Raw genomic sequence first — 26,180 nt, 5'->3', positions numbered from 1 at the left:
GCAACTACACCTTGAATAAAAGTGGGACCACCGCTCTGCGCATGCACAGCAGGCGGCGGGCCAGAGAGATTACAGATTCCGCAGCGCGGCGACTACTGCATCGCCCATTTCCTGCGTACCAACTTTGACTTTGCCTTCCGACCAGATGTCGCCGGTGCGAATGCCCTGATCCAGTACCACGCTGACCGCCTTCTCGATGGCGTCAGCAGCATCGGTCAGGTTGAAGCTGTAACGCAGCATCATCGATACCGACAGAATGGTCGCCAGCGGGTTGGCAATGCCTTTGCCGGCGATGTCCGGCGCCGAACCATGACAAGGCTCGTACATGCCCTTGTTGGCGGTGTCCAGCGAAGCCGACGGCAGCATGCCGATGGAACCGGTGAGCATCGACGCCTGATCGGACAGAATGTCGCCGAACAGGTTGTCGGTCACGATTACATCGAACTGCTTGGGCGCACGAACCAGCTGCATGGCGGCGTTATCGACATACATGTGGCTGAGTTCGACTTCAGGGTAATCCTTGGCCACCTGCTCGACGATTTCGCGCCACAGCTGGCTGGACGCCAGCACGTTGGCCTTGTCTACCGAGCAGAGCTTTTTGCCACGCACCATGGCCATGTCGAAACCGACCTTGGCAATGCGGCGGATCTCGCTTTCGCTGTACGGCAGCGTGTCATAGGCCTGACGCTCGCCATTATTCAGCACGCGAGTGCCGCGTGGCGCGCCGAAGTAGATGCCACCGGTCAGTTCGCGGACGATCAGGATGTCCAGACCGACAACGATTTCCGGCTTGAGGCTCGACGCATCCGCCAGTTGCGGGTAAAGGATCGCCGGACGCAGATTGCCAAACAGGCCCAGTTGCGAACGAATTTTCAGCAGACCGCGTTCAGGACGGATGTCGCGCTCGATGGTGTCCCATTTCGGGCCGCCGACTGCGCCCAGCAGTACGGCATCGGCCGCACGGGCGCGATCCAGGGTCTCGTCTGCCAGCGGCACGCCGTGTTTGTCGATGGCTGCGCCGCCGATCACGTCGTGGGTCAATTCAAAGCCCAGCTGATACTTTTCGTTGGCCAGTTCCAGCACCTTGACCGCTTCGGTCATGATTTCCGGACCAATACCATCACCTGGGAGAATCAGAATCTGCTTGCTCATAACATCCTCGATTTTGTGCATCGGCGTCGTGAACAACGCCTGTTTATAACGCTCGCAGCGGCGAAAAATTTATCACCTGTCTTAAACACTTTTGCCAGCAAGGCGCAGGGCCCCTTGCTGGCAAACAGACAGGTTGCGATGAATCAATCAGTCGCGGAACAGCCACGGCTGACCGGCGCGATGCCTGCTTTCGAAACTGGCAATGGCGTCAGCGTCCATCAGCGTCAGGCCGATGTCGTCCAGGCCGTTGAGCAGGCAATGTTTGCGGAACGCATCGATTTCAAAGCTCAGCACCTTGCCGTCGGGACGGGTCACGGTCTGTGCCTGCAGATCAATGCTCAACTGGTAGCCGGGGCTGGCCTCGACCTGCTTGAACAGCTCGTCGACCTCGGCTTCAGACAGAATGATCGGCAACAGGCCGTTCTTGAAGCTGTTGTTGAAGAAAATGTCCGCGTAGCTCGGCGCAATAATCGCGCAGAAACCATACTCTTCCAGTGCCCACGGCGCATGCTCGCGGCTGGAGCCACAACCGAAGTTTTCCCGGGCCAGCAGCACGCTTGCACCCTGATAACGCTCGTGGTTGAGCACGAAGTCATGGTTCAGCGGACGCTTGGAGTTGTCCTGATACGGCTGCCCCACATCCAGATAACGCCACTCATCGAACAGGTTCGGGCCAAAACCCGTGCGCTTTATCGACTTGAGAAACTGCTTGGGGATGATCTGGTCGGTGTCGACATTGGCACGATCCAGAGGAGCGACCAGGCCATTGTGCTGGGTAAAGGCTTTCATGCTGGATTCCTCAGAGCTGGATCAAGTCGCGAACGTCAATGAAACGGCCATTGACCGCCGCCGCGGCAGCCATCGCAGGGCTTACCAGATGCGTGCGGCCGCCAGCGCCCTGACGGCCTTCGAAGTTGCGGTTGGACGTGGATGCACAATGCTCGCCGGAACCCAGGCGGTCCGGGTTCATCGCCAGGCACATCGAGCAGCCCGGCTCACGCCATTCAAAACCGGCTTCGATGAACACTTTGTCCAGCCCTTCCTTCTCGGCTTGTTCCTTGATCAGGCCCGAACCCGGCACCACGATGGCCTGCTTGATGGTCGCAGCCACCTTGCGGCCCTTGGCGACGTCGGCAGCCGCGCGCAGGTCTTCGATCCGCGAGTTGGTGCAGGAACCGATGAACACCCGGTCCAGCTGGATATCGGTGATCGGCTGATTGGCCTTCAGGCCCATGTACTTCAAGGCGCGCTCGATGGAGCCACGCTTGACCAGATCCGGCTCTTGCGCAGGGTCCGGCACGTTCTGATCGACGGCAAGCACCATTTCCGGCGAAGTGCCCCAGCTGACCTGTGGCTTGATCTGCGCGGCGTCCAGCCTGACCACGGTGTCGAATACAGCGTCAGCGTCGGAAACCAGATCCTTCCAGGCCTCGACTGCCAGGTCCCATTCCGCACCTTTAGGGGCAAACGGACGACCCTTGACGTACTCGACGGTCTTTTCGTCGGTGGCAACCATGCCGACCCGGGCACCGGCTTCGATGGACATGTTGCAGATGGTCATGCGGCCTTCGATCGACAGGTCGCGAATTGCGCTGCCAGCGAACTCGATGGCGTAACCGTTACCGCCTGCCGTACCAATCTTGCCAATCACGGCCAGCACGATGTCTTTAGCCGTCACGCCGAACGGCAGTTGCCCTTCGACCGAGACCAGCATGTTCTTCATTTTCTTGGCAACCAGGCACTGAGTCGCAAGCACGTGCTCGACCTCGGAAGTGCCGATACCGTGCGCCAGCGCACCAAATGCGCCGTGGGTCGAGGTGTGCGAGTCGCCGCAGACCACGCTCATGCCTGGCAGGGTTGCGCCCTGCTCCGGGCCGATCACATGAACGATACCCTGACGCGGATCGTTCATCTTGAATTCGGTAATGCCGTACTCGTCGCAGTTGTCGTCGAGAGTCTGCACCTGCAGGCGCGACACCTGATCTTCAATGGCGTCGATACCCCCCTTGCGTTCCGACGTGGTCGGCACGTTATGGTCAGGCGTGGCGATGATCGAGTCGATCCGCCATGGCTTGCGCTTCGCCAGCCGCAGGCCTTCGAACGCTTGCGGCGAGGTCACTTCATGGATGATATGGCGGTCAATGTAGATCAGCGCCGAACCGTCGTCGCGCTGCTTGACCAAATGCGAATCCCAGAGCTTGTCGTAGAGCGTTTTCCCGGCCATCGGACGTACTTCCTCATCAGCTTGTTTCTATGCCTTGGGCAATCGTGACGATGACCCCTTGGCTTATGCGGTCATCGTATGGAATATGCTTAAATAACTCAAATTCATAATTTTCATACTTTGGATAACCAAATGGAATCCGACCATGGATCTCGCCAACCTTAATGCTTTTATTGCCATCGCCGAGACCGGCAGCTTTTCCGGGGCAGGCGAACGCCTGTACCTGACTCAACCGGCCATCAGCAAGCGCATTGCCGGTCTGGAGCAGCAATTGAATGTGCGCCTGTTCGACCGCCTGGGCCGGGAAGTCAGCCTCACCGAGGCCGGACGCGCCCTGCTGCCACGTGCCTATCAGATTCTGAACGTTCTGGATGACACTCGCCGCGCGCTGACCAACCTGACCGGCGAAGTCACCGGGCGGCTGACTCTGGCGACCAGTCACCACATTGGCCTGCATCGCCTGCCCCCGGTATTACGGGCATTTACCCGGACCTATCCAAAGGTCGCACTGGACATTCAGTTCCTGGACTCGGAAATTGCCTATGAGGAAATTCTTCACGGGCGCGCCGAACTGGCAGTCATTACACTCGCACCCGAACCGCATACGCTGATCCGCGCCGTGCCCGTGTGGGACGACCCGCTGGACTTCGTCGCGGCACCGGAACATCCGCTGGCCAACAGCGGCCCCATGAAACTGGAGGATGTCGTGCGCTATCCGGCAGTATTTCCGGGCGGTAACACGTTTACCCATCACATTGTCAGCGGCTTGTGCGAAGCCCAGGGCCTCAAGCCCAACATCGCGATGAGTACCAACTATATGGAGACCATCAAGATGATGGTCTCCATTGGCCTTGCCTGGAGCGTTCTGCCACGCACCATGCTCGACGAACAAGTGGCGCGCATTCCATTGCCGGGCGTGCAACTCAATCGCCAGCTAGGCTACATCCTGCATACCGAACGCACGCTATCGAATGCAGCAAGAGCATTCATGAAACTGCTCGATGCGCAGACATAGTAGGTAGACCATGCTGCAAACTGCAGACTGATCGCCCTATCGGTTCTTTCGATTAAAGGCTCGTGATCACATGTCCAACCCACCGGATAACTCCGTGCTGAAAGTCCCTGCACAGGCAGCCACCCCCAGCCTGCCGCCGACAGGCGCGGAGCGCGTCCTCCAGCAAACCCGGGACCGTCTGGAACTGGCGCTGGAACTGGCGCATATGGGCACCTGGGATCTGGACATTACCGGCAACCGGCTGCAAGCCTCGGCGCGTGCGTCTGCGCTGCACGGCATGGCGGCACTGCCCTTCGACGAGGATGGCCGACAGTTCTTCGGCAGCCTGCCCGCTGAAGAGCGACGACGCATGCGCGCAGTTTATGCTGCGGCACTGGAAAACCAGCAGGATTGCCTGCAGGTGACCTACCGTTTTCAGTTGCAAAACGGCACATCGCGCTTGCTTGAAAGCCGTGCACGAATCTATCGCAATGAACATGGCCAGGCCGTGAAGCTGTCGGGAACCGTGCTGGACATCACCCAACAGTGCGTCCAGTCAGCGCTGGAGGCCAGCGAGGAGAAGTTTGCCAAAGCATTTCACTCAAGCCCGGACTCGATCACCATCACTGAAATCGAGTCCGGCCGCTATGTAGAGGTCAATGACGGCTTCTGTCGCCTGACCGGCTTCAGCGCTCAGGAAGTCCTGGGCCGCACAGCCCACGAAATCGGTATCTGGTCCGACACTGTGCAGCGCGAATACATGATTGACGAACTACGCCAGAAAGGCCGCGTGCATCATCGGGAAATGAATGGTCAGGACAAGCACGGCGCGCCCCTGGTGCTGGACATATCGGTCGAGTTCATCACCCTGAACAACACCGCCTGCCTGCTGATGAACGCCCGAGACATCGGCCAGCTGAAAACCGCCCAGGCACAGGTTCAGCATCTGGCTTATCACGACCCGCTCACCGGGCTGCCCAACCGCGCGCTGCTGATGGACCGCCTCAGCCAGCAAGTCTCGCTGCTCCAGCACCAGAACCTGCGCGGTGCCCTGCTGTTTCTCGACCTGGACCATTTCAAGCACATCAATGACTCACTTGGCCACCCGGTGGGCGACAGCGTGCTGAGCATCATCGCCGCGCGCCTGGAGGCCAGCGTACGTCAGGAGGACACAGTGGCCCGCCTGGGCGGTGACGAGTTCGTGGTGCTGATCTGCGGGCTGGACGGCACCCGTGATGAAGTCACTCAGCAGGTCCGCGTGCTGGCCGACAACCTTCGCGAGCTGCTGGCCGAACCGATGTTCCTCGACGGTCATCGCCTGCAGGTTACGCCGAGCATCGGCATCGTTCTGATTCCGGACGATGGCCTGGCCCCTGCCGATTTGCTCAAACGGGCCGATATTGCGCTGTATCGCGCCAAGGATTCCGGACGCAATGCGTCACAGTTTTTCCATGTATCCATGCAGCAGGCCGTCAGCCAGCGCCTGCGTCTTGAAAACGACTTGCGGCTGGCGCTGACCCGCAACGAATTCCAGCTGCACTTCCAGGCCCAGATCGATTGCCGGGACCAGTACATTACCGGTGCAGAGGCACTGCTGCGCTGGGAGCACCCTGAATACGGGTTGCTGTCACCTGATCAGTTTGTCCAGATACTTGAAGAAAGCGGGATGATTCTGGAGGTCGGCAGCCATATTCTGGACGAGGCCTGCAAAACCGGAGGCCTGCTTTTAAAGCAGGGGCTGATCTCGAAAAACAAATTCCTGATGGGCGTCAATATAAGTCCGCGTCAGTTCCGCCAGAACGACTTTATCGAGCGCGTGCAACACAGCCTCAAGCAGCATCAATTACCTGCCTCCATGCTCAAGCTGGAAATCACTGAAGGCATCGTCATCCAGAACCTTGACGACACCATCCTCAAAATGCTCAGCCTGAAGGAATTGGGCGTGAGTTTTGCGATGGATGACTTCGGCACCGGCTATTCCTCACTGACTTACCTCAAGCGCTTGCCGGTGGATACGCTGAAGATTGACCAGTCCTTCGTTCAGGACGCCACCAGCGACCCCAACGACGCAGAAATCATCCGCGCCATCGTGGCCATGGCTCAGAGCCTGAACCTTAACGTCATCGCTGAAGGCGTCGAAACGCCGGAGCAACTGGCGTTCCTGGAAAGAGTGGGCTGTTACAACTATCAAGGCTACCTGTTCAGCGAACCACTGCCGGGTCCGCAGTTCGAGAACCTGCTGCTAAAACGGCAGTTTCAGGAAACTGCGTCTCTGGAATGAAGACAGAAAAGGCGCCCGAAGGCGCCTCTTCTATAGAACAACTGATTAGCTGCCCAGTACTTTCTGGGTATTGAGCGGAATGCGCTTTGGTTTTGCCTCTTCCGGCACGTTGCGCACCAGGTCGATGCTCAACAGACCGTGAGACAGGTCGGCACCCTTTACCTCGATATTGTCGGCCAGCCTGAACGACAGCTTGAATTCACGCCGGGCAATACCCTGATGCAGATAGGTCACGTTGTCGGCTTCCTGCTCGCGCTTGTTGCCGATCACGGTCAATACGCCCTTCTCGACCTGTAGCTCAAGGTCCTGCTCTTGCATGCCTGCTGCAGCGATCACGATCCGGTAATGATCATCGGTATGCCGCTCCACGTTGTAGGGAGGGTAGCCGCTGGTTGTCTCATTTCGTGCCGCCGACTCGAACAGGTCGTTGAAGCGGTCGAAACCCACTGAGTTGCGAAACAGTGGAGCCAGAGAAAATGCAGTAGCCATAACAATTCTCCTGTTTATCAGCGAGTGGTGTACGCGACCCGTTTTCGGCATCGCTTGATCAGCAAAATAGGGATACCCATTCACTTTTCAAGAGACTTTTTTCAGGTTTTTTTCGACCGTTCGTCGGGGTTAGCTTTCGGGTGAGCAGCCAGGCAGACAGCCCAGCATCACGCCGATTCGATCACAGTCGGTTTCGCGGCGTAGCGCATTGAACATCAGGGTCGCCTCAGGGTAGCTCTTGGTCAGCAGCACCAACCATTGCTTGAGACGACCCGGCGCCTGAATGAGCGTCATCTTGATCAGACAGGCCTGCCAGAAAGCGCGCAGCATGGGCTGCAACTCATCCCAGGTCATCGGCACGACCTCTTCACCCTTCTGTGCCGCAGCTATCTGCCGGGCCAGATCAGGGCGCGCCACCAGCCCGCGACCAATCATGATGTCGCGTGCGCCGCAGATTTCCCGGCAACGACGCCAATCGTCAACGGTCCAGATTTCACCGTTGGCCACCACTGGGACCTTGACCACCTCCTGAATGCGTGCAATCCACTCCCAGTGCGCGGGCGGCTTGTAACCGTCGACCTTGGTGCGCGCGTGAACGACTATTTGCTCAGCCCCGCCGTCAGCCAGTGCCCGGGCACAGTCCAGCGCGCCATCGGTGTTTTCGTAACCCAGACGCATCTTGGCGGTCACTGGAATATGCCTGGGCACCGCACGGCGTACCTGGCTGAAGATGGAATGCAGCAGTTCCGGCTCTTTGAGCAGGATTGCGCCACCACGGGAGCGATTGACAGTCTTGGCCGGACAACCGAAGTTCAGGTCCAGTACCGGTGCGCCCAACTCACAGGCGAACGCGGCGTTCTCGGCCAGACACACTGGGTCGGAGCCCAACAGCTGGAGCCACAAAGGCGTACCTGCGTCGGTCTTCGCGCCTTTGTGGAATTCCGAAGCGTATTTGTAAAAGTAGTGCGCAGGCATCAAACGCTCGGACACCCGGATGAATTCGGTCACACACCAGTCGATACCACCTACTTTCGTCAGGGCATCGCGCAGGATGTCGTCGACCAACCCCTCCATGGGCGCCAGAGCAATTTGCATGGGTCACACTCGAAAAAAAGTCCGGCAGTTTACTGCCCGGCGTGCGGATTGGGAACGGTGCCGTCAGGGATGGCTGCGCCATAGCCCTCGATGAACTCGGCGGGCATGCGCTTGGGCCGACCGCTGGACAGTTCGATGCAGACAAAGGTGGTTTGCGCGCGCAGCAACGTCAGGTTGTCGGCGGGTCGCTTGAGCTGAAAGCAACGGGTCATTTTCAGGCGGCGATCCCAATCGACGATCCAGGTCGCCAGTTGCAGTTCATCGTTCTCATAGGCACTGGCCAGATAGTCGATCTCGTGTCTGACCACCGCCATGGCCCGGTCCAGACGCCGGTATTCGGTCAGGTCCAGGCCCAGATACTGCGAATGCCGCCAGGCACAGCGCTCCAGCCAGGAGACGTACACGGCATTATTGGCATGCCCCAGCCCGTCGATGTCTTCAGCGCCGACGTTCAGATCAATGACGAAAGGCGTTGCCCGATCCCAGACCATGCGTGCTCCTGCTTGAGTGAATGTGATTGGCGGGAGTGTAGCGAAGTCAGGATAGTGGCGCGTCTGCTTTTGATTCTGGCCGAAGGCCGTGGGAGCGAACTTGTTCGCGAAAGGACCTGTACATTCCTCACGCTCCAGCGCTCAAAGTCATACACAAGTCTGAATAAGCCCGGATAAAAGGGCTGAAACCGCAATTGCAGGCTGAACACATACCTGTGGGAATAAATAGAAGCAGGAAGGGCGATTTTTCAAACCCTGAAAAAACAAAAGGGCCATTCAATAATCCGACGGCTGTTACACACACGATTAGTAAAGCTCGCTGTAAGCCCCTATATTCATGGGCTAGAGCGGGGTTCACATTGGTACACACAGCTTATTCAGGACGACCATTCTGGGGCATGTGCACGTTCCCTGCGTCCGATACACGTGCAGCATTGGAGTTTCTGAATGTCCTACCTCACCCGCCGCGACGGTCGATACAGCTACCGTCGTCGATTCCCTGCTGACGTTGCCGAGGTAGTCGGACGTACTGAGTACCGTAGGGCCTTGGGTACTGCTGATCGATCCGAGGCACTGAGGCTGGCGCACGTCGTATCGGTGGAGTTCGACCGCATTTGTGATACCGCCCTGTCCGCCCCTGAGAACGTGCCCGAGGCTGTACCGACGCCGAGTGCAGCCGATGTACTGGGCAACCTTGATGCCGTCGTGCGCAGCATCACGCTTGACGTGGTAGACCGGATGCAACGCCCCGGCTGGCAGGCAGAGATTGAGTGGAAGAAGCAGGCGCTTGAGGCGCACGCTCAGGGGCAGATGCCGCCCGGTGTGCAGATGCATCCTGTCACTGCTAGAGCGGCGCTCCGGGCGCTAGACAGCGTGCTAGACGGCAATCCTGTACCAGTTCACACCGACGACACAGCTACATCTGTGCGTGCCAGTACTGCGCCTGACGCACCTGCCGGAACCTGCACCGCGAAGGTGTACGAGCATGTGCTAGATGAGTACTGCGAAGGCGTGAGCAAGGGCCGTGCAGACAAAGTACGAAGCCTGAGCAGGAAGGTACTGAAATGGCCTAGCACTCAGGAACAGCAAGTACAGAGCCTGATGCAGTACTGCACTGAGAAGCTGGCCGGGGGCGGTAAACCTACGTCTGTGCATTCCGATGCTTACAGCCTGCTAGCGGTACTAAAACGGATACCGGGATGGGCTGGCATGGTATTGCCGAAAGCCGGGGCAGTAGCCAAGGCCGTCCGCTCAGGCGCTGGTATGAGCAAGGACCAACGCCAACCGATCCCACTTAAAGAGATGCTGGCGCTGCACTCACAAATCAAAGCCAGTACTCCCGTGCACTACCCCGCCGTTGTTCTGCTGGCACGGTACGCCCTGCGCCCGAGTGAGCTACTGCAAGAAGGCCCGGACGCGCTGGGACACCGTGTTGACGTGCTGGGCAAGCGTGAATTGGTGTTCAAGGCTGCGCTAAGCGGGGGTAAGAACGCGGCAAGCCGTCGTGACTTACCGGTACATCCTGATGATGAATCCTTGTTCCGTGCCGTGCTGTTGGGATTGAACATGCCTGCTGGGGCCACTCCCGCCGAGCGTGATAAACGGGTGCGCCAACGAGTAAAGAGCCTGTCCCGTGTATTCACCCGCTCCCTAGGCGAAGACTCTGGCTTGAGCCTGTACAGCCAGAGGCATACCTGCGCTGACCTGCTGCGCGCAGTTGGGGCTACGACAGATGAGGTGGGCGGCATCCTAGGGCACACGCCAGCCGGGGCTAAGGCTACTAGCATCTACGGCGGCACTCAGCCGTTAGACCGACCGCGTGAGCTACTGGCGAAGGTCCGAGAGCATATTCCCGACTGATCCTGGCCTTTGCTGTGACGGATTCCGTTGCGTGCTTAAATCTCGTCAGACCCTTTAAAACCGGGGTGTTCTGGACTCGGAATTCTTCATGTGTTGAATAGATAACCACTCTGCACACCAGAGAGAGTGACTGTACTTGCTGCGACTCTCTCTGGCTGTAGTGCCATGTACTACTGAGGTGAAACACGACATGTCTTCTGATCAGAAGCGTTGCGGCACTTCCCTTTCTAAACTCCCACCACCAACTAAAGGCATCGCCTATGAAATGAGGACTTGAATGAACGCTTTAAAGGACATGCTGGACGGATTGCCTGTGCAGTTCTTAGACCCAACAGATGGATTCAACCGTGTACAAACGATGTTCTGGGAAGCGCTGGAATCATCTCACGGTGTGCCTATCAAAGAACTGCTGAACGATGCCAATTACAAAGTAGTTCTGGCGCTGTACCGCGACTACACCGGCCAAGGTCGAAGTGAGTCCCGTGACAAGTTCCTCGCTCTGAAACGTGCAGAGCAGGAATTCTACCGCGCCTGCGCCACTGAACACGCTGGCCGGTACAGGACGAGCCAACAGACTGTTGATGATGCTGTGCTGCTGGTGATTGACGCTGAGGGCAATACCGCGCCCCGTGCTGCCCTGCTTGATGCCGGTGTGCCTGCTGAGGAAGTCGCCCGTATCGCTGGAAAGACTGGCTCGCGACGTAAGGTCAAGAAGTCGTTACAGAAGCACGCCCAGCACCCGAACGCCCAACGAATGATCCTGAATGAAGGTAGGCGCGAGTACATGCGTTTGGCCGCTGACACGCTATCGGGAAGCCTTGAGGGAATTGCCGTGAACATGAGAACACAAGCCCGCCTTGCTCGCCTTGAGCAAAGCGAGGCCGAGCATGCCCGTCGTATCGCGGAGCTGGAAGCACGCCTAGCTGTCATGGATGCCCGACACGCTGTAGATGATGCCGGTGTTGATCCAAGGGCCGAGGCACTGCGCCTGCACTCGGACGGACTAGGCTACAAGGCAATTGCTGGCCGCATCGGTCGCAGTCAATCCACTGTGCGCAACTGGGTTAAAGCCTTGTGATTAATTGGGTGTCAGGTTTGGCACCCTTTGGCACCCCTGAAATTGACCCAAACCTTAAGAGTACTACGTACTCATTATTCATAACCTTCCACGGGAGCACCGACCTTGGCCCACATTAACCTCCCAGACGGCACCGTAATTATCGACGACTCCGAATTGATGCCGTACCACCAAGCCCGGCGCATGGCACACGATGGGCAGACGCCAGCAGAGATAGCCGATGAGCTAGGCGAAAGCGTAAGCACCGTTCAGGAGTGGATCGACGAAGTACCGTACGAATCACCCGAAGATTACTGGATGCGCCGCTACAACGCGGGCACCCACCTCGACCATGACTACGAAGACGCTTAACTATTTCCCGCTGAGCCGATTGGTCGTCGGAGCAGCCGCCAGCGACGTTTACTCCTTTCGGACGCTGGCACCTATCCCGAGGCAGTGCAGCCGCATTGCTTCTCGACCACGCGCACATCAATCAATAGCAGTCTAAATCCCCGAGTTTCCGGGTGAATTCCTGCGCTAACTCAAAAGACATACCAACACCAAGACTCTGACCAATCGTGCGTTTCACGCTCGGTAATCCGGGGTAATGGCGAAGCTATGTCAATCCCCTTTGGAGGTTTCATGCAATCGCAATCCGTAAACACCGTCAACACCACCCGCGCATTCGTGCCAGGCCCTTGGCAGAGTCAGCAAGCTAATGCGGCCACTGCTGCGCGTGAGGCTGCGCAGCAATACGCACGCCAGAACCTGCGCCTCGATTTCGCTGATACCGAGCACTGGCGAACGCTCGCCGCTGCAACTGGAATTCGTCTGCCAGCGTGGTACGTCCGCTGTACAGCCGGTGGCCTGCGCAAATACAGCGCCCGCCTTGGCCTTGACTTGACCGCAATCGAAGACGCCACGGGGTGTAGTTCGTACAAGCAGCTTGTAGCTCTGAATCCCACTTGGCCCCTATTCGCTGTGGTTGGCCTCTTGCTTGAGCTTGCCGCCGAGCGCACCGCTGTAACCACCCACTGACCCACCATCGAAGGAGAACACGAATGACCAAGAAAACCGCACTGAGCTACACCGAGCGTCAACGCATCGAGTTCCTGACCAGCCACCTGCGCAGTCTGTCCCGGCCTTCGACAAAGGCCCGGTACGAGGACGAGCTAGCTCAAATCCTTGAGGGTAAAGAGTTGACCCGTGGCGACTTGGCACTGACCGCGTACTACCTGAGCAACACCAGTCAATCCGCTGAGGACACTGCCGCTGCTCAAGACTTCGCCGCCGCGTATCGCAACTCTGCCGAGTAACCCCTCGGGCAATCCTGCCCACCACCTGTAAGGAGATTGACCAATGACCGATTTCAACCCATCCGCCGCTCACCTCGCTGTACTGGCGAACCTGACTGATGCTGACCTGCTGGCACCTTTGAGCTTCGACGATGCTGTACCAGCAGCATCCGTTACCCTGGCCCCTGCTGTGACGAACGTCCTGCACTTTGGCGGTGAGCAGGAACTACCGGACCTTGACGAGCTGCTGGCTAAGGCTGATGCAATCGCCGCCGCTGATTCCGTTGCCGACCTGCCATCCCGTGCTCCACGCATTGTGGGTGTACCAGCATCGGAGAACGTATCCAGTAACCTGCGTGCGAACGGCGCACAGCTCAGCGATGCATTGCGCCTCGCCGTGCGTGCTGGAGTGGGAGAACCCATTAAGACGCCTGAGGATCTGCGGTACGCCCTGCGTGTGTTCGCTGCGTACGCGGTTAACTCTCTGATCGGAAACCGCTGGGATGTACTGGCCGAACGTGAGCGCAATGCTGCTGTAAGCGCCCACGACACATGGAAGGATCGAGTTCTATCCGCCCTGCGAGGCGAGGTAGCCGCTATCAAGGCCGCTGAGCATCTGACTCAAGAGGAATTCAAATTCCTGCTGGAGCTGGTCGATTCCGACCGCGCCGGTATGGCGCAGAACCTTGCGGGGCCAAAGGTGGATGTACCGGCCTTGGTCGCTGGTCGTGCTCAGAACTGGCGTGCGTTCGCTGATGCATGGGCCGAGGCTTGCACCTCCCGTGGCGCTGTAACGCTTGATACCGGTGTGGACGCTGCTGGCTCTCGCTCGTACTCCCTTACCGTTCAACCGGGCGAGGGTTGGGTGCTGAGCGTTCACACGGATCAGCAATGGATTCCGTTGGAGGCGTCCGCCGCTGGTACTGCCCGTGCCCTTGCTGAGCGTGAACAGGTAATGCTGACTCGCTCTCAAGCTGCGAAGCCTGCGCCGTACTTGGGTGCTGTGTTTCCTGACAAACTCCGTGCGCTGCTGTGAGCGGGGTTTGGGATTCGAGACCTGCGCTACGGCGCGGGCAGCACCCGACAGCAGACGACCTGATCCGTATGCGACTAGGTTATCCGGGGTATGAGAACCGCTTGAACAGCATGCGCCAACTAGCCCCGGCCCGATACGCCGCTGTCATGTCCGGGGCTAAGACCTTCGACGATCCGAACTGGAACTGTGCGGAGTGTAGTGGCTGCGAACGCCACACCCGGAACCTGACGTGTCGCGCATGTAATGGTGCCCGCGTACTGCAAGTGTTCAAGGAGCTGCCAGACGGCGGCACTGTGTACACCGCAACGGATGATCAAGCATCGGAGAACTGGCAGCAACGCCACCAGCGTACACAGCGCTTGATGGATCAGCGGAGCATCTTAGGTCGGCTGGGGCCTGTGGTCGTCGGTCGGTACAGTCTTGAAGGTGGGCGGGTGATCCGCGCCGGGTCCGTTGTCCTCGACACTGAACCGCTAATGCTTGCTGTCGATGCCCTGCTGTCTGGTGATTCTGAACTGATCCGGGGAGTTCTCACCCCTTTTCTTAAGCAAAGCCGCGAACTGGTCCAACTGGTCCGGCTGATCGCTACCGCCGTTTCTACAACACAAAACTCACGCAAATAACCTGCCCTCTGGGGCGGGCCGCATCCCCTTGGAGGAACATATATGAAAGCTCGCATTACTAAACAAGTCTTGAACGCGCTTCAAGATGTAATCAGCGCCGACCTGAGTAGCCCTAGCGGTTTACGCTGGAAGCGCTGGAACGGCAGCACCGGCTCCCGTAGCCGGGACATTGGGGAGGTGGCTGGTAGCTGCACCAATAATGGCACTTGGGTCGTGGGGCTAAATAGCGAGCGATATCTTGCCGCTGATGTACTGGTGGCCCTGCACCGCGCTGAACACCGCACCGCCGTGGTGTAGGCATGAGCCGGGGACGCGGTGTAGCCGCTAGAAGGAACCAGAGGCCTGTTATCAAACCTTGGCATGAGGAATACGCCCTGTCGGATACCTCGCCCAGTGGCATGGTGTACATGGTATGTGGCTCGCCTACCAAGACCGTGGCGGGCTGCCCTAAGGAACCAACATGGCCGTATGACAAGAGCATGACCCATCACTGTATCTGGCCCCGGAATTACACCCTTTCTGTGATCGTCGATTGGGAAGGGGAAGACCTTGGCGGATTAATGAAGTGGGATATGGTTCTGGAGACAGTACCGGCGTGGACTGTCCGTGAAATCCTGATTGAGCATGCCGAGCGTGAACGACAGATTCATTTGTTGGAGCAACACCTAGAAGTACTGGAGGCGGCCTAAGGGCTGCTTCCCTTTTTCGTCCTGCGTCGGGCCTGCGTCTGGTCTGCACTCGCAGCTTAAAAATGTTGTGCTCAAGCGAGGGTGTCCCTGAACTAAAGGCAAGGCCATTGCCCCCGTGGGCCTCGCACCATGAACAGTTGCAAAGCTGAGGCTGTGAGCTAGCTTTGACGTGTCGCTATGTGGCGACGAGCTATCAAGGAGCAGAGCTATGGCGAACAAACGCGGCAGGGATTCAGGTTCGGGTCAGTTCATCCCGGTTGAGGAAGCTAAACGGCGTCCTAAGACAACCACAGTAGAAACAATCCCACCACCGGGCAAGGGAGATAAGAAGAAGAAATAACATAGTCCTCGGGAGAGTCCTTGGCTTTCCCGTGGATCTATAAGGCACTCGATATGTAGTGATACGGGTATACCTCAGAAGTCTCAGCCTTGCGTGCTGATACAGACCCTTATTCGTGATGATATGAATCGCTTGACAACTCAAATCACCACAATCATTATCACTACACCCAAATCAACACGAGCGCTTCGCCATGATGATCCGCGCATACCTCCGAGCATCCACTATCGAGCAGGACGCTACCCGAGCTAGGGAGCAGCTACGTTCCTTCGCTCTTGAGCATGGGCAGCGTGTGGCGAGCTGGTACACAGAGAATGAATCAGGGGCCACACTTGAGCGCCCTGAGCTGTTCCGCCTGCTGTCTGACTGCGAGCCGGGAGACGTGCTGCTGGTTGAGCAGGTAGACCGACTGGCACGCCTGAACGAATCTGACTGGCTGAAACTCCGGGGGGAACTGCAATCCAAAGGCGTGCTGGTTGTTGCCTTGGACCTACCTACCTCACATCAAGCTATGCAGCCTGCCCGCAAGGGTGACGACTTCACAGGCCGGATGCTGGGCGCAATCAATACGATGCTGCTGGATATGCTCGCTGCTGTAGCCCGTAAGGACTATGAGGACCGCCGCCGCCGTCAAGCTCAAGGCATTGAGAAAGCAAAGGCTGAGGGCGCATACAAGGGCAGACAGATAGACGAGAGCCTGCACCAGCGTGTGCGTGAGCTGCTGACCGATGGCAAGAGCATCCGTAAAGTGGCTGAGCTGGTTGGATGCAGCACACAGACCGTACAGCGCGTTAAGCGTGAGCTGGACGTACCGGCGTGAGAGCGCCCGAAACCCCTACCCCTGTGCACCGCCTGAAACAACGACAACACCGAGCGGTGCAAGAGTAATCCCTGTGAACACTGGGGAACGCTCGGACCCCTGTGCACCGCTCGCAAGCAATGTTCAGTTCAGGTCAAAGGAGGGAATTTCTAGCTGTTCTGAGTGTGACACACGGTACGGACGCACGTTGCCGACGAACGGTACGGAGATAGCTGAAAGCCTTATAAACCGGGGCTTTCATAGCCAAAAAAACAAAAGGGCCATTCAATAATCGAATGACCCTTGGTCCCGCAGAGCGGGAAATCGTGGCGTCCCCTAGGGGACTCGAACCCCTGTTACCGCCGTGAAAGGGCGGTGTCCTAGGCCACTAGACGAAGGGGACGCAAAACCTTCAGTCAGGTTCATCGAACGATGAACCCTGGCGAATTTGGTGGAGCTTAGCGGGATCGAACCGCTGACCTCCTGCATGCCATGCAGGCGCTCTCCCAGCTGAGCTAAAGCCCCGGATTTATCGCCTCGCGGCGGAGATCAACGTTGAAGTATCACTCGGTGAAACTGGCGTCCCCTAGGGGACTCGAACCCCTGTTACCGCCGTGAAAGGGCGGTGTCCTAGGCCACTAGACGAAGGGGACAAAACCTTCTTACAAAACAAACGATTGCTGGATCCGCTTGTTTCACATCGTTTCAGAGCAGTGTAGCAGCGCTCTGAAACGCTAAATTTGGTGGAGCTTAGCGGGATCGAACCGCTGACCTCCTGCATGCCATGCAGGCGCTCTCCCAGCTGAGCTAAAGCCCCACATCAGTGGACGGGGCGCATATTAAGCGTGAGTGACAGGGCTGTCAAATTTATTTTTTACATTTTCCAAACTTTTTTGTCGGTAATACAACCACTTACCTTTAAACCCCCGGAAAACCGGGGGCGACTGACAGGAACAGGGAACGCCTCAGGCAATGGAGCCCAGCAGCTTTTCCCATTCCTTGTTTTCTTTCTTCGAAACGCCACCCAGCAAATCCAGGGCCTGACGCAGGCGGAAGCGGGTCAGGTCCGGACCGAGGATTTCCATCGCATCGGTCACCGAGACCGAATTGGCCTGGCCGGTAATCGCCGCAAACATAAGGGGCATGGCGTCACGCAGCTTGAGCTCGAGGTGCTCAACGACGGCCTGGATGCAACCCATGATCCGGTCTTTCTCCCACTGACGCAGCGACTCCAGCTTCCACAGGATCAACTGCATCACCTGACGGACCTGCTCCGGGGACAGCTTCTTGTGCTCGAACAGCTTCACATCGGGCGTAACGCCACCGGCGAAGAAGAACCCGGCCAGCGGAGCGACCTGACTGAAGGTCTCTACCCTGCCCTGCACGTGCGGTGCGATCTTCATCATGTAGTCTGGGTTCAGTGCCCACGTTTTCAACCGGCTGGCAAACTCCTCGACCGGCAGATCACGCAGCCACTGACCATTGAGCCAGGACAGTTTTTCGATATCGAAGATCGGCCCGCCCAGCGAGACACGCGACAGGTCGAAGTTGTCGACCATTTCCTGCAACGAGAACTTCTCGCGCTCGTCCGGCATCGACCAGCCCATGCGCCCCAGGTAATTGAGCATGGCTTCAGGCATGAAGCCCATGCGCTCGTAGAAGGTCACCGAGGTCGGGTTCTTGCGCTTGGACAACTTGCTCTTGTCCGGGTTACGCAGCAGCGGCATGTAGCACAGCTGTGGCTTGTCCCAGCCAAAGTACTCGTAAAGCAGGATCAGTTTGGGTGCCGATGGCAGCCATTCTTCGCCGCGCAGTACGTGGGTGATGCCCATCAGGTGGTCATCGACCACGTTGGCGAGAAAGTAGGTCGGCAGACCGTCGGTCTTCATCAGGACCTGCATGTCCATGCGGTCCCACGGGATTTCGACTTCGCCGCGCAGCATGTCCGGCACGACGCAGACGCCTTCGGTCGGCACTTTCATGCGAATCACGTGGGGCTCGCCAGCGTCCAGGCGGCGCTGCACTTCTTCCTTGGAGAGCAGCAAGGCGCGGCCGTCATAGCGCGGGGTTTCACCCTTGGCCTGTTGCTCGGCGCGCATCTCGTCCAGCTCTTCGGCGGTGCAGAAACACGGGAAGGCGTGACCCAGCTCGACCAGTTGCTGCGCGTATTTCTGGTAGATATCGCCCCGCTCGCTTTGACGGTACGGGCCGTGTGGACCACCGACATCCGGCCCTTCGCTCCACTCGATACCCAGCCAGCGCAGTGCGTCGAAGATCTGCTGTTCGGACTCGCGGGTCGAGCGCAGTTGATCGGTGTCTTCAATGCGCAGAATGAACTCGCCGCCATGCTGTTTGGCAAAGCAGTAGTTGAACAGCGCAATGTAGGCCGTGCCGACGTGAGGGTCGCCCGTGGGCGATGGCGCGATGCGGGTACGAACGGTGGTCATGGAAAATCCCGAAATAGGTCAATCAAGCGCGGAATGTTAACAGGCTGGGGGCATGCGGCTCCAGCGTGAAAGGTAATCGCCGGAACACCTATCGTTCCGCACGCTCCGCGTGGGAATGCAGTTCGTGACGCTCTGCGTCACACGGCGGTTCTGTGGTTTCAGGTAGATTAGGGTTCGACTCAGGTCACTTTTTCGCCCCTCGGCGACTCACTTTGAGGGACCAAAGTGAGAAAAGTCCTTCGCTCCTGTTTCCGGCCCGACTTCGTCGGGTTCCTTCGCCCTGGCACTGATCCGGGGGTCGCCGCAACGGACCATCCATGGTCCGGTGCGGCTAGCCTGGCGTCCTGCCAGGCTACCCCCGGATCAGCGCCAGGACTCAGCCGTCACTAAGGTCGCACTCTGCGTCGTCAGTGCCACCGTGATCGAAAAGCGCGTATGGCGGCATCATGCAGGCGCAGCATGACATTGTGCGGCACTAAAGACTCGTGGCGCAGAGCGTCACGAACTGCATGCAGACGTGGCCCATCGGCATAAGAGGTGACGTGCCCAATGCTTCAAACCGCCAGCAACCGCTCCCGCAACTTGCCGATCTCGTCGCGCATCTGCGCGGCGGCTTCGAACTCCAGGTCGCGGGCCAACTGGTACATTTTTTCTTCCAGTTGACGAATGCGCTTGTTGATCTCGCTCGGCGAGCGCAGTTCGTTTTCGTAGCGAGCGTTTTCTTCGGCGGCCTTGGCCATGCCCTTGCGCTTCTTGCTGCGCGAGCCGGGCACCGTGGCACCTTCCATGATGTCGGCAACGTCCTTGAACACGCCTTTTGGGGTAATGCCGTGCTCAAGGTTGAAGGCGAGCTGTTTATCGCGGCGCCGTTCGGTTTCGCCAATGGCGCGCTCCATGGAACCGGTGATGCGGTCGGCGTACAGGATCGCCCGGCCATTGAGGTTACGCGCAGCCCGACCGATGGTCTGAATCAGCGAACGGTCGGAACGCAGGAAACCTTCCTTGTCGGCATCGAGAATCGCCACCAGCGACACTTCCGGCATGTCCAGGCCCTCGCGCAGCAGGTTGATCCCCACCAACACATCGAAGGTACCCAGACGCAGGTCGCGGATAATCTCGACACGTTCAACTGTATCGATGTCCGAGTGCAGGTAACGCACTCGCACCCCGTGGTCGCTGAGGTAATCGGTCAAATCCTCTGACATGCGCTTGGTCAGCGTGGTGACCAGCACCCGCTCTTCCAGCGCCGTACGTTTGTGGATTTCCGACAACAGGTCGTCGACCTGGGTCAGCGCCGGGCGAATCTCGATCTGTGGGTCCACCAGACCAGTCGGGCGTACTACCTGCTCGACGACACGTCCCGCGTGCTCCGCTTCATAGTTGCCCGGCGTCGCCGAGACAAAAATGGTCTGCGGGCTGATCGCTTCCCACTCGTCAAAGCGCATGGGCCGGTTATCCAGCGCCGATGGCAAACGAAACCCGTACTCAACCAGGGTTTCCTTGCGTGAGCGGTCACCTTTATACATAGCGCCGACCTGCGGCACGCTGACGTGAGACTCGTCGATCACCAGCAAGGCATCGGCAGGCAGGTAGTCGAACAGGGTCGGAGGCGGCGCACCGGACGGACGGCCCGACAGGTAGCGCGAGTAGTTTTCGATACCGTTGCAGTAGCCCAGCTCCAGCATCATCTCCAAATCGAAGCGGGTCCGTTGCTCCAGACGCTGGGCTTCCACGAGCTTGTTCTGAGTGCGCAGGTATTCAAGACGCTCCTGCAACTCGACCTTGATCCCTTCCATTGCCTCGATCAGCGTCTCGCGCGGGGTAACGTAATGGCTCTTGGGGTAGAACGTGAAGCGCGGCAGCTTGCGGATCACCTCACCGGTCAGCGGATCGAACGCCGACAGGCTTTCGACCTCATCATCGAACAGCTCGACGCGGATCGCTTCCAGATCGGATTCGGCCGGGTAGATGTCGATGACATCGCCACGCACCCTGAACGTCGCACGGGCGAAGTCCATGTCGTTGCGGGTGTATTGCAGGTCGGCCAGTCGTCGCAACAGGGCGCGCTGGTCCAGTTTGTCGCCACGGTCGATGTGCATGACCATGCGCAGATAGGTTTCCGGGCTGCCCAGGCCGTAGATGCACGACACCGTGGTGACGATGATCGCGTCCTTGCGCTCCAGCAGCGCCTTGGTTGCAGACAGGCGCATCTGCTCGATGTGGTCGTTGATCGACGCATCCTTCTCGATGAAGGTGTCAGACGACGGCACATAGGCCTCGGGCTGGTAGTAGTCGTAATAGGAAACGAAATATTCCACGGCGTTGTTCGGGAAGAACGCCTTGAATTCGCCATACAACTGCGCGGCCAGGGTCTTGTTCGGTGCCAGGACCAGCGTCGGGCGCTTCACCTGAGAGATCACGTTGGCGATGCTGAACGTCTTGCCCGAGCCGGTCACCCCCAGCAAGGTCTGGTGCGCGAGCCCTGCGTCGATCCCTTCGACCAGTTGGCGAATGGCCTCGGGCTGATCGCCGGCTGGCTCAAAACGGGTAACGAGCTGGAACTCGGACATATCCTACCTCTTGGTTCATACGCGACTTGATTCGTACGCGACGGGATCGCGCAAAGGGCTCGCCTCACCTGAATGGACTGACAGGCCATGACGAAATGATCGCCAACGCCCGGTCCCGCCGGGAAAAGGCGTGCGATGTCTTGAAATGATGCTTACTAGATGGAGCCATATGCTGGCCTTTCAAGTCACGCACTTAAAGCATTGAGGCTCGAACGGGACGAACGTTCTGAAAATATGCACATAACCTCGAAAAAAGCCGCCTCGACCTGTCGCCCGGCGAGGGGATGCTCTCTATACTAAGCCCTGTTTGTGCACCGCTTTGGCGCATTCAGCCGCAGCGTGCATCCCTACCCACTCTTCATCAAGAGCCGCCGCACAATGAGCCTGTTCTCCGCTGTCGAAATGGCACCCCGCGATCCGATCCTGGGTATCAACGAAGCCTTCAACGCTGACACCCGCACCACCAAGGTCAACCTTGGCGTAGGCGTCTACTGTGATGAAGAGGGGCGCATTCCTCTGCTGCGTGCCGTGGCTGAAGCTGAAAAGATCCGTGTCGCCCAGCACGCGCCGCGCGGTTACCTGCCGATCGACGGCATTGCCGCTTATGACCAGGCCGTGCAAAAACTGCTGCTGGGAGCTGATTCACCGCTGATCGCTTCAGGCCGTGTGCTGACCACTCAATCGGTCGGCGGCACAGGTGCCTTGAAGATCGGTGCCGACTTCCTCAAGCAACTGCTGCCCAACGCAGTGGTAGCGATCAGCGACCCAAGCTGGGAAAACCACCGCGCACTGTTCGAAACCGCAGGTTTCCCGGTGCAGAATTACCGTTATTACGACGCAGCCACCCACGACGTGAACCGCGCCGGCATGCTTGAAGACCTGCAGAACCTGCCAGACAACTCTGTGGTTGTGCTGCACGCCTGCTGCCACAACCCGACTGGCGTCGATCTGAGCCTGGATGACTGGAAAAAAGTGCTGGAAGTGGTCAAGGCCAAGGGTCATGTACCGTTTCTGGACATGGCGTACCAGGGCTTCGGTCAAGGCATTCAGGAAGATGCACTGGCTGTGCGCCTGTTCGCCGAGTCGGGCCTGACTTTCTTCGCCTCCAGCTCGTTTTCCAAGTCGCTGTCGCTGTATGGCGAACGTGTGGGCGCGCTGTCGATCATTACCGAATCGAAAGAAGAAACTGCCCGCGTTCTGTCGCAGGTCAAGCGCGTGATCCGCACCAACTACTCCAACCCGCCGACCCACGGCGCGATCATTTCCGCTGCGGTGCTCAACGACCCGGCACTGCGCGCTCTGTGGGAAGAAGAACTCGGCGAGATGCGCGTGCGCATTCAAGGCATGCGCAAAGCCATGGTCGAGCGCCTGGCGGATAACCCGGCCGGTCAGGACTTCAGCTTTGTCGGCCGTCAGTGCGGCATGTTCTCCTATTCCGGCCTGACCGCCGCACAGGCACAACGCCTGCGCAGCGAATTCGGCATCTACGCGCTGGATACCGGGCGTATCTGCGTGGCGGCGCTGAACCAGAAGAATATTGATGCCGTGTGCGACGCAATCAAGAAAGTGCTGTAACCGCGCTGCCTATATCTTCTGTAGCGAACCTGTTCGCGAAGGCTATATTCCGTTCAATGCATCTCATGCAACTGTACGGCCCCCTTCGCGAACATCGCACCTCCCGTAGCCTCACACAACACCCAATCCTGCATCACCCTCCTTCAGCACCGTTCGGCAACTGAATCGAACGATCCATATGGCTACCTTTCGAAACCCTGTCAGACCATTTTCTGAAACAGATATCGAGGTACTCATGTCCATCGAACCGCAACGTCAGAAAGAACAGCCACCGGGCCAGCATACGCCCGCTGACCAAGGCGCAGACCGCAACGACCCGGCCATCGAGCCACAGGTTGCGGACGTAGAACCGGAGACGGAAAAAGGTGTAGGCCAGAATCAGGGCCAAAGCCCTGCTCCCAGCCAGTCTCAGTCTCAGTCTCAGTCTCAGTCTCAGTCTCAGTCTCAAGGCCAAAGCCAAAGCCAGTCATCCGGCGACAGCGCTTACGTGCCTGACCATGAGCCTGAGGAAAAAACCGAGGATCTGCGCAATCATCAGCCTACCCAGGGTGTTGACGCCGATATCGATACGCCCGGCGGCTGATCCCGACAGGCAAGCGCATTTGGGCCGCCCGGCCCAAACGCTTCTCCTGCCATGTTCAGCGGCTGCCCTCCTCGCTGATCACCTGCACCTGATACGCTGGATCAGCCTTGATTTGCTGTTCGGTGAACGGCAACTCACTCCACTGCTTTTTCGAAAACGCCTCGGTCTGGTCACTTGAGTGGGCCGACTGCGGGTTGCTCGATTCAGAAAATGCCAGCAGGCCTTGCGCTCTGGGCCCCTGCTCATCAAACGTCACTACCTGCAGATAGCTGGTGCCGCTCACCACCTCACGCTTGCCGTCCTTGCCAGCGATGGTCTGCATGGCGTTGTAGACGCCGAGCCCGGCCGGGCCACCGTGAATCGGAATGGGTTTGCCGCTGAGGCTGGAGACCTGAATGTCGCCCCATTTACTCTCGGGCGAAAGACCGGCCTTGGCCACCTCATCAACCGCCGCAAGCATGGCGGCGCGCAGTGCGCTGGCAACCTGAGGGTTTTCAATGGCCAGCCCGCTTGGCGTATGGATCGGGTTCTGCGGGTCGAACACCACACGCCAGCGCGAGGCAACGCCTTGCATGGATGTCATGATCCGCTGGAAGTACACGAACCCGATGCCACTGTTCAGATCTGCGCGTCCGTCCCAGGCTTTCAAGGCGGCGCACAACGGCGTCAGACGCGCTACATCATCACCCAGCTCCGAAGCACAGAACTTCAACAGATCCGGCAGCACTTGCCCGGCCTGATACACCTCGTTGTCCATGACCATCGCTTGCAGATTCTCGGCGCTGACCTTGCCAGCCTGTTGCAGGCTGCCCAGCCGATCCAGCGCAAAGCGCGCACGCTGACCGAGTGGCTGACCGTCCTGGCTGATCAACGGCGAAAATCCCTTCAGTGGTGCCGCGGGATTGACCATCCAGGCAGAATCATTGGAATGCTGCACAAAGTCGCTACGCAACAGTTGCGGCTGGCGTGAGGACGGATAAATACCCGCCTGAGCCGCCTCCGCGGATATGTCCCAGTTACATTCACTGCGCGAGCCGTCGAGCACGATCAGCTCGGTGCCTATACGCGGGTCACTGCACTTGGCGAGCTTGGCGGCGTCCACGTTCGGTACTACCGAGAGGTTCATGTACAGCGCCTGCCCCTTGGCATCGACCGCCAGGGTATTGACCCACGGAATGCCCTGAATCTTGTGCACCGAATCCTGAAACGCCTTGAGGCTGTCAGCCTTGTCCATCGAATACCACTGCTGTAACACACGGTCGTTTTCCAGGTTGGCGTCACGCAGGCTGAAGGCGAACTTGTCATCCCAGTCCAGCTTGCCCGGCCACTGCACCACCGGGCCGAACTTCGAGGAATAAATGATGCGCGGCACAGCCTTGAGGCTACCGTCCGGCTGCTTCACCTCGACGCTGACTTGCTGCTGGCCCATAGCGATGGATTTTCCATCCAGCAGGTAACGGGTCGAGTCTTTCGGGTCGAGCTGCAAGCGATGCAAGGTGAAGTGTTTCGACGTGTCGACGGTATGGCTCCAGGCCAGATGCCGGTTGAAACCGATATTGATCAGCGGCAGGCCCGGCAATGCGGCGCCCATCACGTCGAGCTTGCCAGGAATGGTCAGGTGCATTTGATAGAAACGCATGCCGCCGCCCCATGGAAAGTGCGGGTTGGCCAACAGCATGCCACGCCCATTGGCGGACAGCTCGTGCCCTACTGCCACGGCATTGCTGCCACGCTCCAGGGCAAAGCGCTGGTTGCGCGCAGCGGCCAATTGCAGCGCCTGAACCTGCTGGCTATCAACCTGCAATGGCTTTTGCGCAGAAGGCGGTTTGGCTCCCGCCAGTGCCTCAGTGAACTGCCCTACGCCGCCCTCGACCAGCAAGCGGCGAGTCAGGCGCAGCAAATCATCGGTACTGATCGGTCGTACCCAATCGGCTGCGCAAGGCTGCGGCAGACCCTTGGCCTTCTGCTCACCCAGCGAGCGGTTGTAGCCGGCGACATAGCCCTGCATCAACTGGCGAATCTCGGGCGGCTGGGCTTTCCAGAAATCAGCCAGTGCCTCAGGCGTGTTGAGCCACTTGAACAGCAGGTCGCTGGCCATGTTGCTGCGTTGCTCAAGGGTCGCCTTGTCCGGCCCGAAATAGCGTGAGCGCTCGCCGTTTACGGTGACGATTTCGTTGGCCAGCAGGCACAGGTTGTCCTGCGCATACGCATAACCGATGCCGTAACCCAGACCGAGCTCATTGGCGGCGACGATATGCGGAACGCCAAAACCGGTACGCCGGATTTCGGCACGGGCGGCCTGATGATCCGCGGCAACCAGGGCCTGGGCAGGCAATATCACCGCGAAAGAAAGACCTGCAAACACAAAACCGCACAGGGGTCTGGAAATAATCACGCTGACTCCAACTCGACAAGACGACCCGAATTAGCCGCTCCCCTTAAACGAAGCGCAGACGCAAAATTTACTCGCGCAATGCAACCCGCAGCCGACGCTAAATTCCCGTCCTCATCCCTCGTTTAAAGGGCAGCTCTATATAAAGGCCCGCTCTGCAGCCGGCGTCCGTCGATCGGTTGATTTTT

At 58.6% G+C, this 26,180-nt stretch carries 24 protein-coding genes and 4 tRNA genes; 15 read left to right on the top strand and 13 right to left on the bottom strand.

Annotated features, from left to right (window positions below; translation table 11 throughout):
- Positions 1–69: 69 nt before the first annotated feature.
- The 3 genes from leuB to leuC form a co-directional block, all read right to left on the bottom strand.
- Positions 70–1,152: a 3-isopropylmalate dehydrogenase gene (gene leuB / locus LJU29_RS10570; RefSeq protein WP_005753313.1), complete on the bottom strand. Its 1,083-nt coding sequence runs from the start codon at positions 1,150–1,152 to the stop codon at positions 70–72.
- A gap of 147 nt (positions 1,153–1,299) precedes the next feature.
- Positions 1,300–1,941, bottom strand: a complete 642-nt coding sequence (leuD, locus tag LJU29_RS10565; RefSeq protein ID WP_005753311.1) for a 3-isopropylmalate dehydratase small subunit — start codon at positions 1,939–1,941, stop codon at positions 1,300–1,302.
- Between the two features lie 10 nt (positions 1,942–1,951).
- On the bottom strand, positions 1,952–3,376 hold the full coding sequence (gene leuC / locus LJU29_RS10560) for a 3-isopropylmalate dehydratase large subunit (protein WP_002552954.1): 1,425 nt from the start codon (positions 3,374–3,376) through the stop codon (positions 1,952–1,954).
- Between the two features lie 145 nt (positions 3,377–3,521).
- Here leuC and LJU29_RS10555 point away from each other — a divergent pair, with 145 nt between their 5' ends.
- Both LJU29_RS10555 and LJU29_RS10550 read left to right on the top strand, forming a co-directional pair.
- Complete coding sequence (locus tag LJU29_RS10555; protein ID WP_002552953.1) at positions 3,522–4,391, top strand: LysR family transcriptional regulator; 870 nt, start codon at positions 3,522–3,524, stop codon at positions 4,389–4,391.
- Between the two features lie 70 nt (positions 4,392–4,461).
- Positions 4,462–6,651, top strand: a complete 2,190-nt coding sequence (locus LJU29_RS10550) for a putative bifunctional diguanylate cyclase/phosphodiesterase (RefSeq protein ID WP_004667509.1) — start codon at positions 4,462–4,464, stop codon at positions 6,649–6,651.
- Positions 6,652–6,696: 45 nt separating this feature from the next.
- On the opposite strand, the gene LJU29_RS10545 is transcribed toward LJU29_RS10550, so the two are convergent.
- From LJU29_RS10545 to LJU29_RS10535, 3 genes are all read right to left on the bottom strand, one after another.
- Complete coding sequence (locus LJU29_RS10545) at positions 6,697–7,140, bottom strand: Hsp20 family protein (RefSeq protein ID WP_002552950.1); 444 nt, start codon at positions 7,138–7,140, stop codon at positions 6,697–6,699.
- 129 nt (positions 7,141–7,269) lie between these two features.
- Positions 7,270–8,235, bottom strand: a complete 966-nt coding sequence (locus LJU29_RS10540; protein WP_257112273.1) for a tRNA dihydrouridine synthase — start codon at positions 8,233–8,235, stop codon at positions 7,270–7,272.
- A 29-nt stretch (positions 8,236–8,264) separates the two neighbouring features.
- Entirely contained in the window at positions 8,265–8,726 is a 462-nt protein-coding gene (locus LJU29_RS10535) for an acyl-CoA thioesterase (RefSeq protein ID WP_004658990.1), read from the bottom strand.
- A gap of 447 nt (positions 8,727–9,173) precedes the next feature.
- Here LJU29_RS10535 and LJU29_RS10530 point away from each other — a divergent pair, with 447 nt between their 5' ends.
- The 11 genes from LJU29_RS10530 (at position 9,174) to LJU29_RS10480 (ending at position 16,446) form a co-directional block, all read left to right on the top strand.
- Positions 9,174–10,586 carry a DUF6538 domain-containing protein gene (locus tag LJU29_RS10530; protein WP_257112272.1) on the top strand — a complete coding sequence of 471 codons (1,413 nt, stop codon included), beginning with the start codon at positions 9,174–9,176 and terminating at the stop codon, positions 10,584–10,586.
- 277 nt (positions 10,587–10,863) lie between these two features.
- Positions 10,864–11,664: a helix-turn-helix domain-containing protein gene (locus LJU29_RS10525; protein WP_257112271.1), complete on the top strand. Its 801-nt coding sequence runs from the start codon at positions 10,864–10,866 to the stop codon at positions 11,662–11,664.
- A gap of 105 nt (positions 11,665–11,769) precedes the next feature.
- Complete coding sequence (locus LJU29_RS10520; RefSeq protein WP_257112270.1) at positions 11,770–12,015, top strand: terminase gpP N-terminus-related DNA-binding protein; 246 nt, start codon at positions 11,770–11,772, stop codon at positions 12,013–12,015.
- Positions 12,016–12,261: 246 nt separating this feature from the next.
- On the top strand, positions 12,262–12,681 hold the full coding sequence (locus LJU29_RS10515; RefSeq protein WP_005760419.1) for a hypothetical protein: 420 nt from the start codon (positions 12,262–12,264) through the stop codon (positions 12,679–12,681).
- Between the two features lie 23 nt (positions 12,682–12,704).
- Positions 12,705–12,959, top strand: a complete 255-nt coding sequence (locus tag LJU29_RS10510) for a hypothetical protein (protein WP_257112268.1) — start codon at positions 12,705–12,707, stop codon at positions 12,957–12,959.
- Positions 12,960–13,002: 43 nt separating this feature from the next.
- The gene (locus LJU29_RS10505) at positions 13,003–13,974 is read left to right on the top strand and encodes a hypothetical protein (protein WP_257112267.1); all 972 of its coding nucleotides are present in this window, start codon (positions 13,003–13,005) and stop codon (positions 13,972–13,974) included.
- Between the two features lie 110 nt (positions 13,975–14,084).
- On the top strand, positions 14,085–14,597 hold the full coding sequence (locus tag LJU29_RS10500) for a hypothetical protein (protein ID WP_257112711.1): 513 nt from the start codon (positions 14,085–14,087) through the stop codon (positions 14,595–14,597).
- 42 nt (positions 14,598–14,639) lie between these two features.
- Positions 14,640–14,894 carry a hypothetical protein gene (locus LJU29_RS10495; RefSeq protein WP_257112266.1) on the top strand — a complete coding sequence of 85 codons (255 nt, stop codon included), beginning with the start codon at positions 14,640–14,642 and terminating at the stop codon, positions 14,892–14,894.
- Between the two features lie 182 nt (positions 14,895–15,076).
- Positions 15,077–15,286: a hypothetical protein gene (locus tag LJU29_RS10490; protein WP_257112265.1), complete on the top strand. Its 210-nt coding sequence runs from the start codon at positions 15,077–15,079 to the stop codon at positions 15,284–15,286.
- Between the two features lie 208 nt (positions 15,287–15,494).
- Positions 15,495–15,626, top strand: a complete 132-nt coding sequence (locus LJU29_RS10485; RefSeq protein WP_257112264.1) for a hypothetical protein — start codon at positions 15,495–15,497, stop codon at positions 15,624–15,626.
- Positions 15,627–15,819: 193 nt separating this feature from the next.
- A complete protein-coding gene (locus LJU29_RS10480; protein ID WP_257112263.1) occupies positions 15,820–16,446 on the top strand; it encodes a recombinase family protein in 627 nt (208 codons plus the stop codon).
- A 306-nt stretch (positions 16,447–16,752) separates the two neighbouring features.
- On the opposite strand, the gene LJU29_RS10475 is transcribed toward LJU29_RS10480, so the two are convergent.
- The 6 genes from LJU29_RS10475 to uvrB form a co-directional block, all read right to left on the bottom strand.
- A tRNA-Glu gene (locus LJU29_RS10475) sits at positions 16,753–16,828 on the bottom strand.
- Between the two features lie 46 nt (positions 16,829–16,874).
- Positions 16,875–16,950: transfer RNA gene (locus LJU29_RS10470), tRNA-Ala, on the bottom strand.
- Between the two features lie 52 nt (positions 16,951–17,002).
- Positions 17,003–17,078, bottom strand: a tRNA-Glu gene (locus tag LJU29_RS10465).
- 88 nt (positions 17,079–17,166) lie between these two features.
- Positions 17,167–17,242: transfer RNA gene (locus LJU29_RS10460), tRNA-Ala, on the bottom strand.
- 148 nt (positions 17,243–17,390) lie between these two features.
- A complete protein-coding gene (gltX, locus tag LJU29_RS10455; RefSeq protein ID WP_005734390.1) occupies positions 17,391–18,872 on the bottom strand; it encodes a glutamate--tRNA ligase in 1,482 nt (493 codons plus the stop codon).
- A 554-nt stretch (positions 18,873–19,426) separates the two neighbouring features.
- Positions 19,427–21,442: an excinuclease ABC subunit UvrB gene (uvrB, locus tag LJU29_RS10450; protein ID WP_002552947.1), complete on the bottom strand. Its 2,016-nt coding sequence runs from the start codon at positions 21,440–21,442 to the stop codon at positions 19,427–19,429.
- 378 nt (positions 21,443–21,820) lie between these two features.
- On the opposite strand from uvrB, the gene LJU29_RS10445 reads away from it, so the two are divergent.
- Both LJU29_RS10445 and LJU29_RS10440 read left to right on the top strand, forming a co-directional pair.
- Positions 21,821–23,017 carry an amino acid aminotransferase gene (locus LJU29_RS10445; protein WP_016982553.1) on the top strand — a complete coding sequence of 399 codons (1,197 nt, stop codon included), beginning with the start codon at positions 21,821–21,823 and terminating at the stop codon, positions 23,015–23,017.
- A gap of 235 nt (positions 23,018–23,252) precedes the next feature.
- A complete protein-coding gene (locus LJU29_RS10440; protein WP_257112262.1) occupies positions 23,253–23,600 on the top strand; it encodes a hypothetical protein in 348 nt (115 codons plus the stop codon).
- Positions 23,601–23,655: 55 nt separating this feature from the next.
- On the opposite strand, the gene pvdQ is transcribed toward LJU29_RS10440, so the two are convergent.
- Positions 23,656–25,995, bottom strand: a complete 2,340-nt coding sequence (gene pvdQ / locus LJU29_RS10435; RefSeq protein WP_257112261.1) for a bifunctional acylase PvdQ — start codon at positions 25,993–25,995, stop codon at positions 23,656–23,658.
- Positions 25,996–26,180 lie beyond the last annotated feature (185 nt).

The organism is Pseudomonas ficuserectae, from assembly GCF_024584585.1.
Taxonomy (GTDB): Bacteria; Pseudomonadota; Gammaproteobacteria; order Pseudomonadales; family Pseudomonadaceae; genus Aquipseudomonas; species Aquipseudomonas amygdali.
The sequence above is the reverse complement of the archived record's forward strand: the minus strand, read 5'-3'. Positions and strand labels throughout refer to the sequence as shown.

Excerpts from the sequence above, each read along its gene's own strand:
- leuB (WP_005753313.1), bottom strand. The coding sequence starts at position 1,152 with ATGAGCAAGCAGATTCTGATTCTCCCAGGTGATGGTATTGGTCCGGAA.
- leuD (WP_005753311.1), bottom strand. The coding sequence starts at position 1,941 with ATGAAAGCCTTTACCCAGCACAATGGCCTGGTCGCTCCTCTGGATCGT.
- leuC (WP_002552954.1), bottom strand. The coding sequence starts at position 3,376 with ATGGCCGGGAAAACGCTCTACGACAAGCTCTGGGATTCGCATTTGGTC.
- LJU29_RS10555 (WP_002552953.1), top strand. The coding sequence starts at position 3,522 with ATGGATCTCGCCAACCTTAATGCTTTTATTGCCATCGCCGAGACCGGC.
- LJU29_RS10550 (WP_004667509.1), top strand. The coding sequence starts at position 4,462 with ATGTCCAACCCACCGGATAACTCCGTGCTGAAAGTCCCTGCACAGGCA.
- LJU29_RS10545 (WP_002552950.1), bottom strand. The coding sequence starts at position 7,140 with ATGGCTACTGCATTTTCTCTGGCTCCACTGTTTCGCAACTCAGTGGGT.
- LJU29_RS10540 (WP_257112273.1), bottom strand. The coding sequence starts at position 8,235 with ATGCAAATTGCTCTGGCGCCCATGGAGGGGTTGGTCGACGACATCCTG.
- LJU29_RS10535 (WP_004658990.1), bottom strand. The coding sequence starts at position 8,726 with ATGGTCTGGGATCGGGCAACGCCTTTCGTCATTGATCTGAACGTCGGC.
- LJU29_RS10530 (WP_257112272.1), top strand. The coding sequence starts at position 9,174 with ATGTCCTACCTCACCCGCCGCGACGGTCGATACAGCTACCGTCGTCGA.
- LJU29_RS10525 (WP_257112271.1), top strand. The coding sequence starts at position 10,864 with ATGAACGCTTTAAAGGACATGCTGGACGGATTGCCTGTGCAGTTCTTA.
- LJU29_RS10515 (WP_005760419.1), top strand. The coding sequence starts at position 12,262 with ATGTCAATCCCCTTTGGAGGTTTCATGCAATCGCAATCCGTAAACACC.
- LJU29_RS10510 (WP_257112268.1), top strand. The coding sequence starts at position 12,705 with ATGACCAAGAAAACCGCACTGAGCTACACCGAGCGTCAACGCATCGAG.
- LJU29_RS10505 (WP_257112267.1), top strand. The coding sequence starts at position 13,003 with ATGACCGATTTCAACCCATCCGCCGCTCACCTCGCTGTACTGGCGAAC.
- LJU29_RS10500 (WP_257112711.1), top strand. The coding sequence starts at position 14,085 with ATGCGCCAACTAGCCCCGGCCCGATACGCCGCTGTCATGTCCGGGGCT.
- LJU29_RS10495 (WP_257112266.1), top strand. The coding sequence starts at position 14,640 with ATGAAAGCTCGCATTACTAAACAAGTCTTGAACGCGCTTCAAGATGTA.
- LJU29_RS10490 (WP_257112265.1), top strand. The coding sequence starts at position 15,077 with ATGACCCATCACTGTATCTGGCCCCGGAATTACACCCTTTCTGTGATC.
- LJU29_RS10485 (WP_257112264.1), top strand. The coding sequence starts at position 15,495 with ATGGCGAACAAACGCGGCAGGGATTCAGGTTCGGGTCAGTTCATCCCG.
- LJU29_RS10480 (WP_257112263.1), top strand. The coding sequence starts at position 15,820 with ATGATGATCCGCGCATACCTCCGAGCATCCACTATCGAGCAGGACGCT.
- gltX (WP_005734390.1), bottom strand. The coding sequence starts at position 18,872 with ATGACCACCGTTCGTACCCGCATCGCGCCATCGCCCACGGGCGACCCT.
- uvrB (WP_002552947.1), bottom strand. The coding sequence starts at position 21,442 with ATGTCCGAGTTCCAGCTCGTTACCCGTTTTGAGCCAGCCGGCGATCAG.
- LJU29_RS10445 (WP_016982553.1), top strand. The coding sequence starts at position 21,821 with ATGAGCCTGTTCTCCGCTGTCGAAATGGCACCCCGCGATCCGATCCTG.
- LJU29_RS10440 (WP_257112262.1), top strand. The coding sequence starts at position 23,253 with ATGTCCATCGAACCGCAACGTCAGAAAGAACAGCCACCGGGCCAGCAT.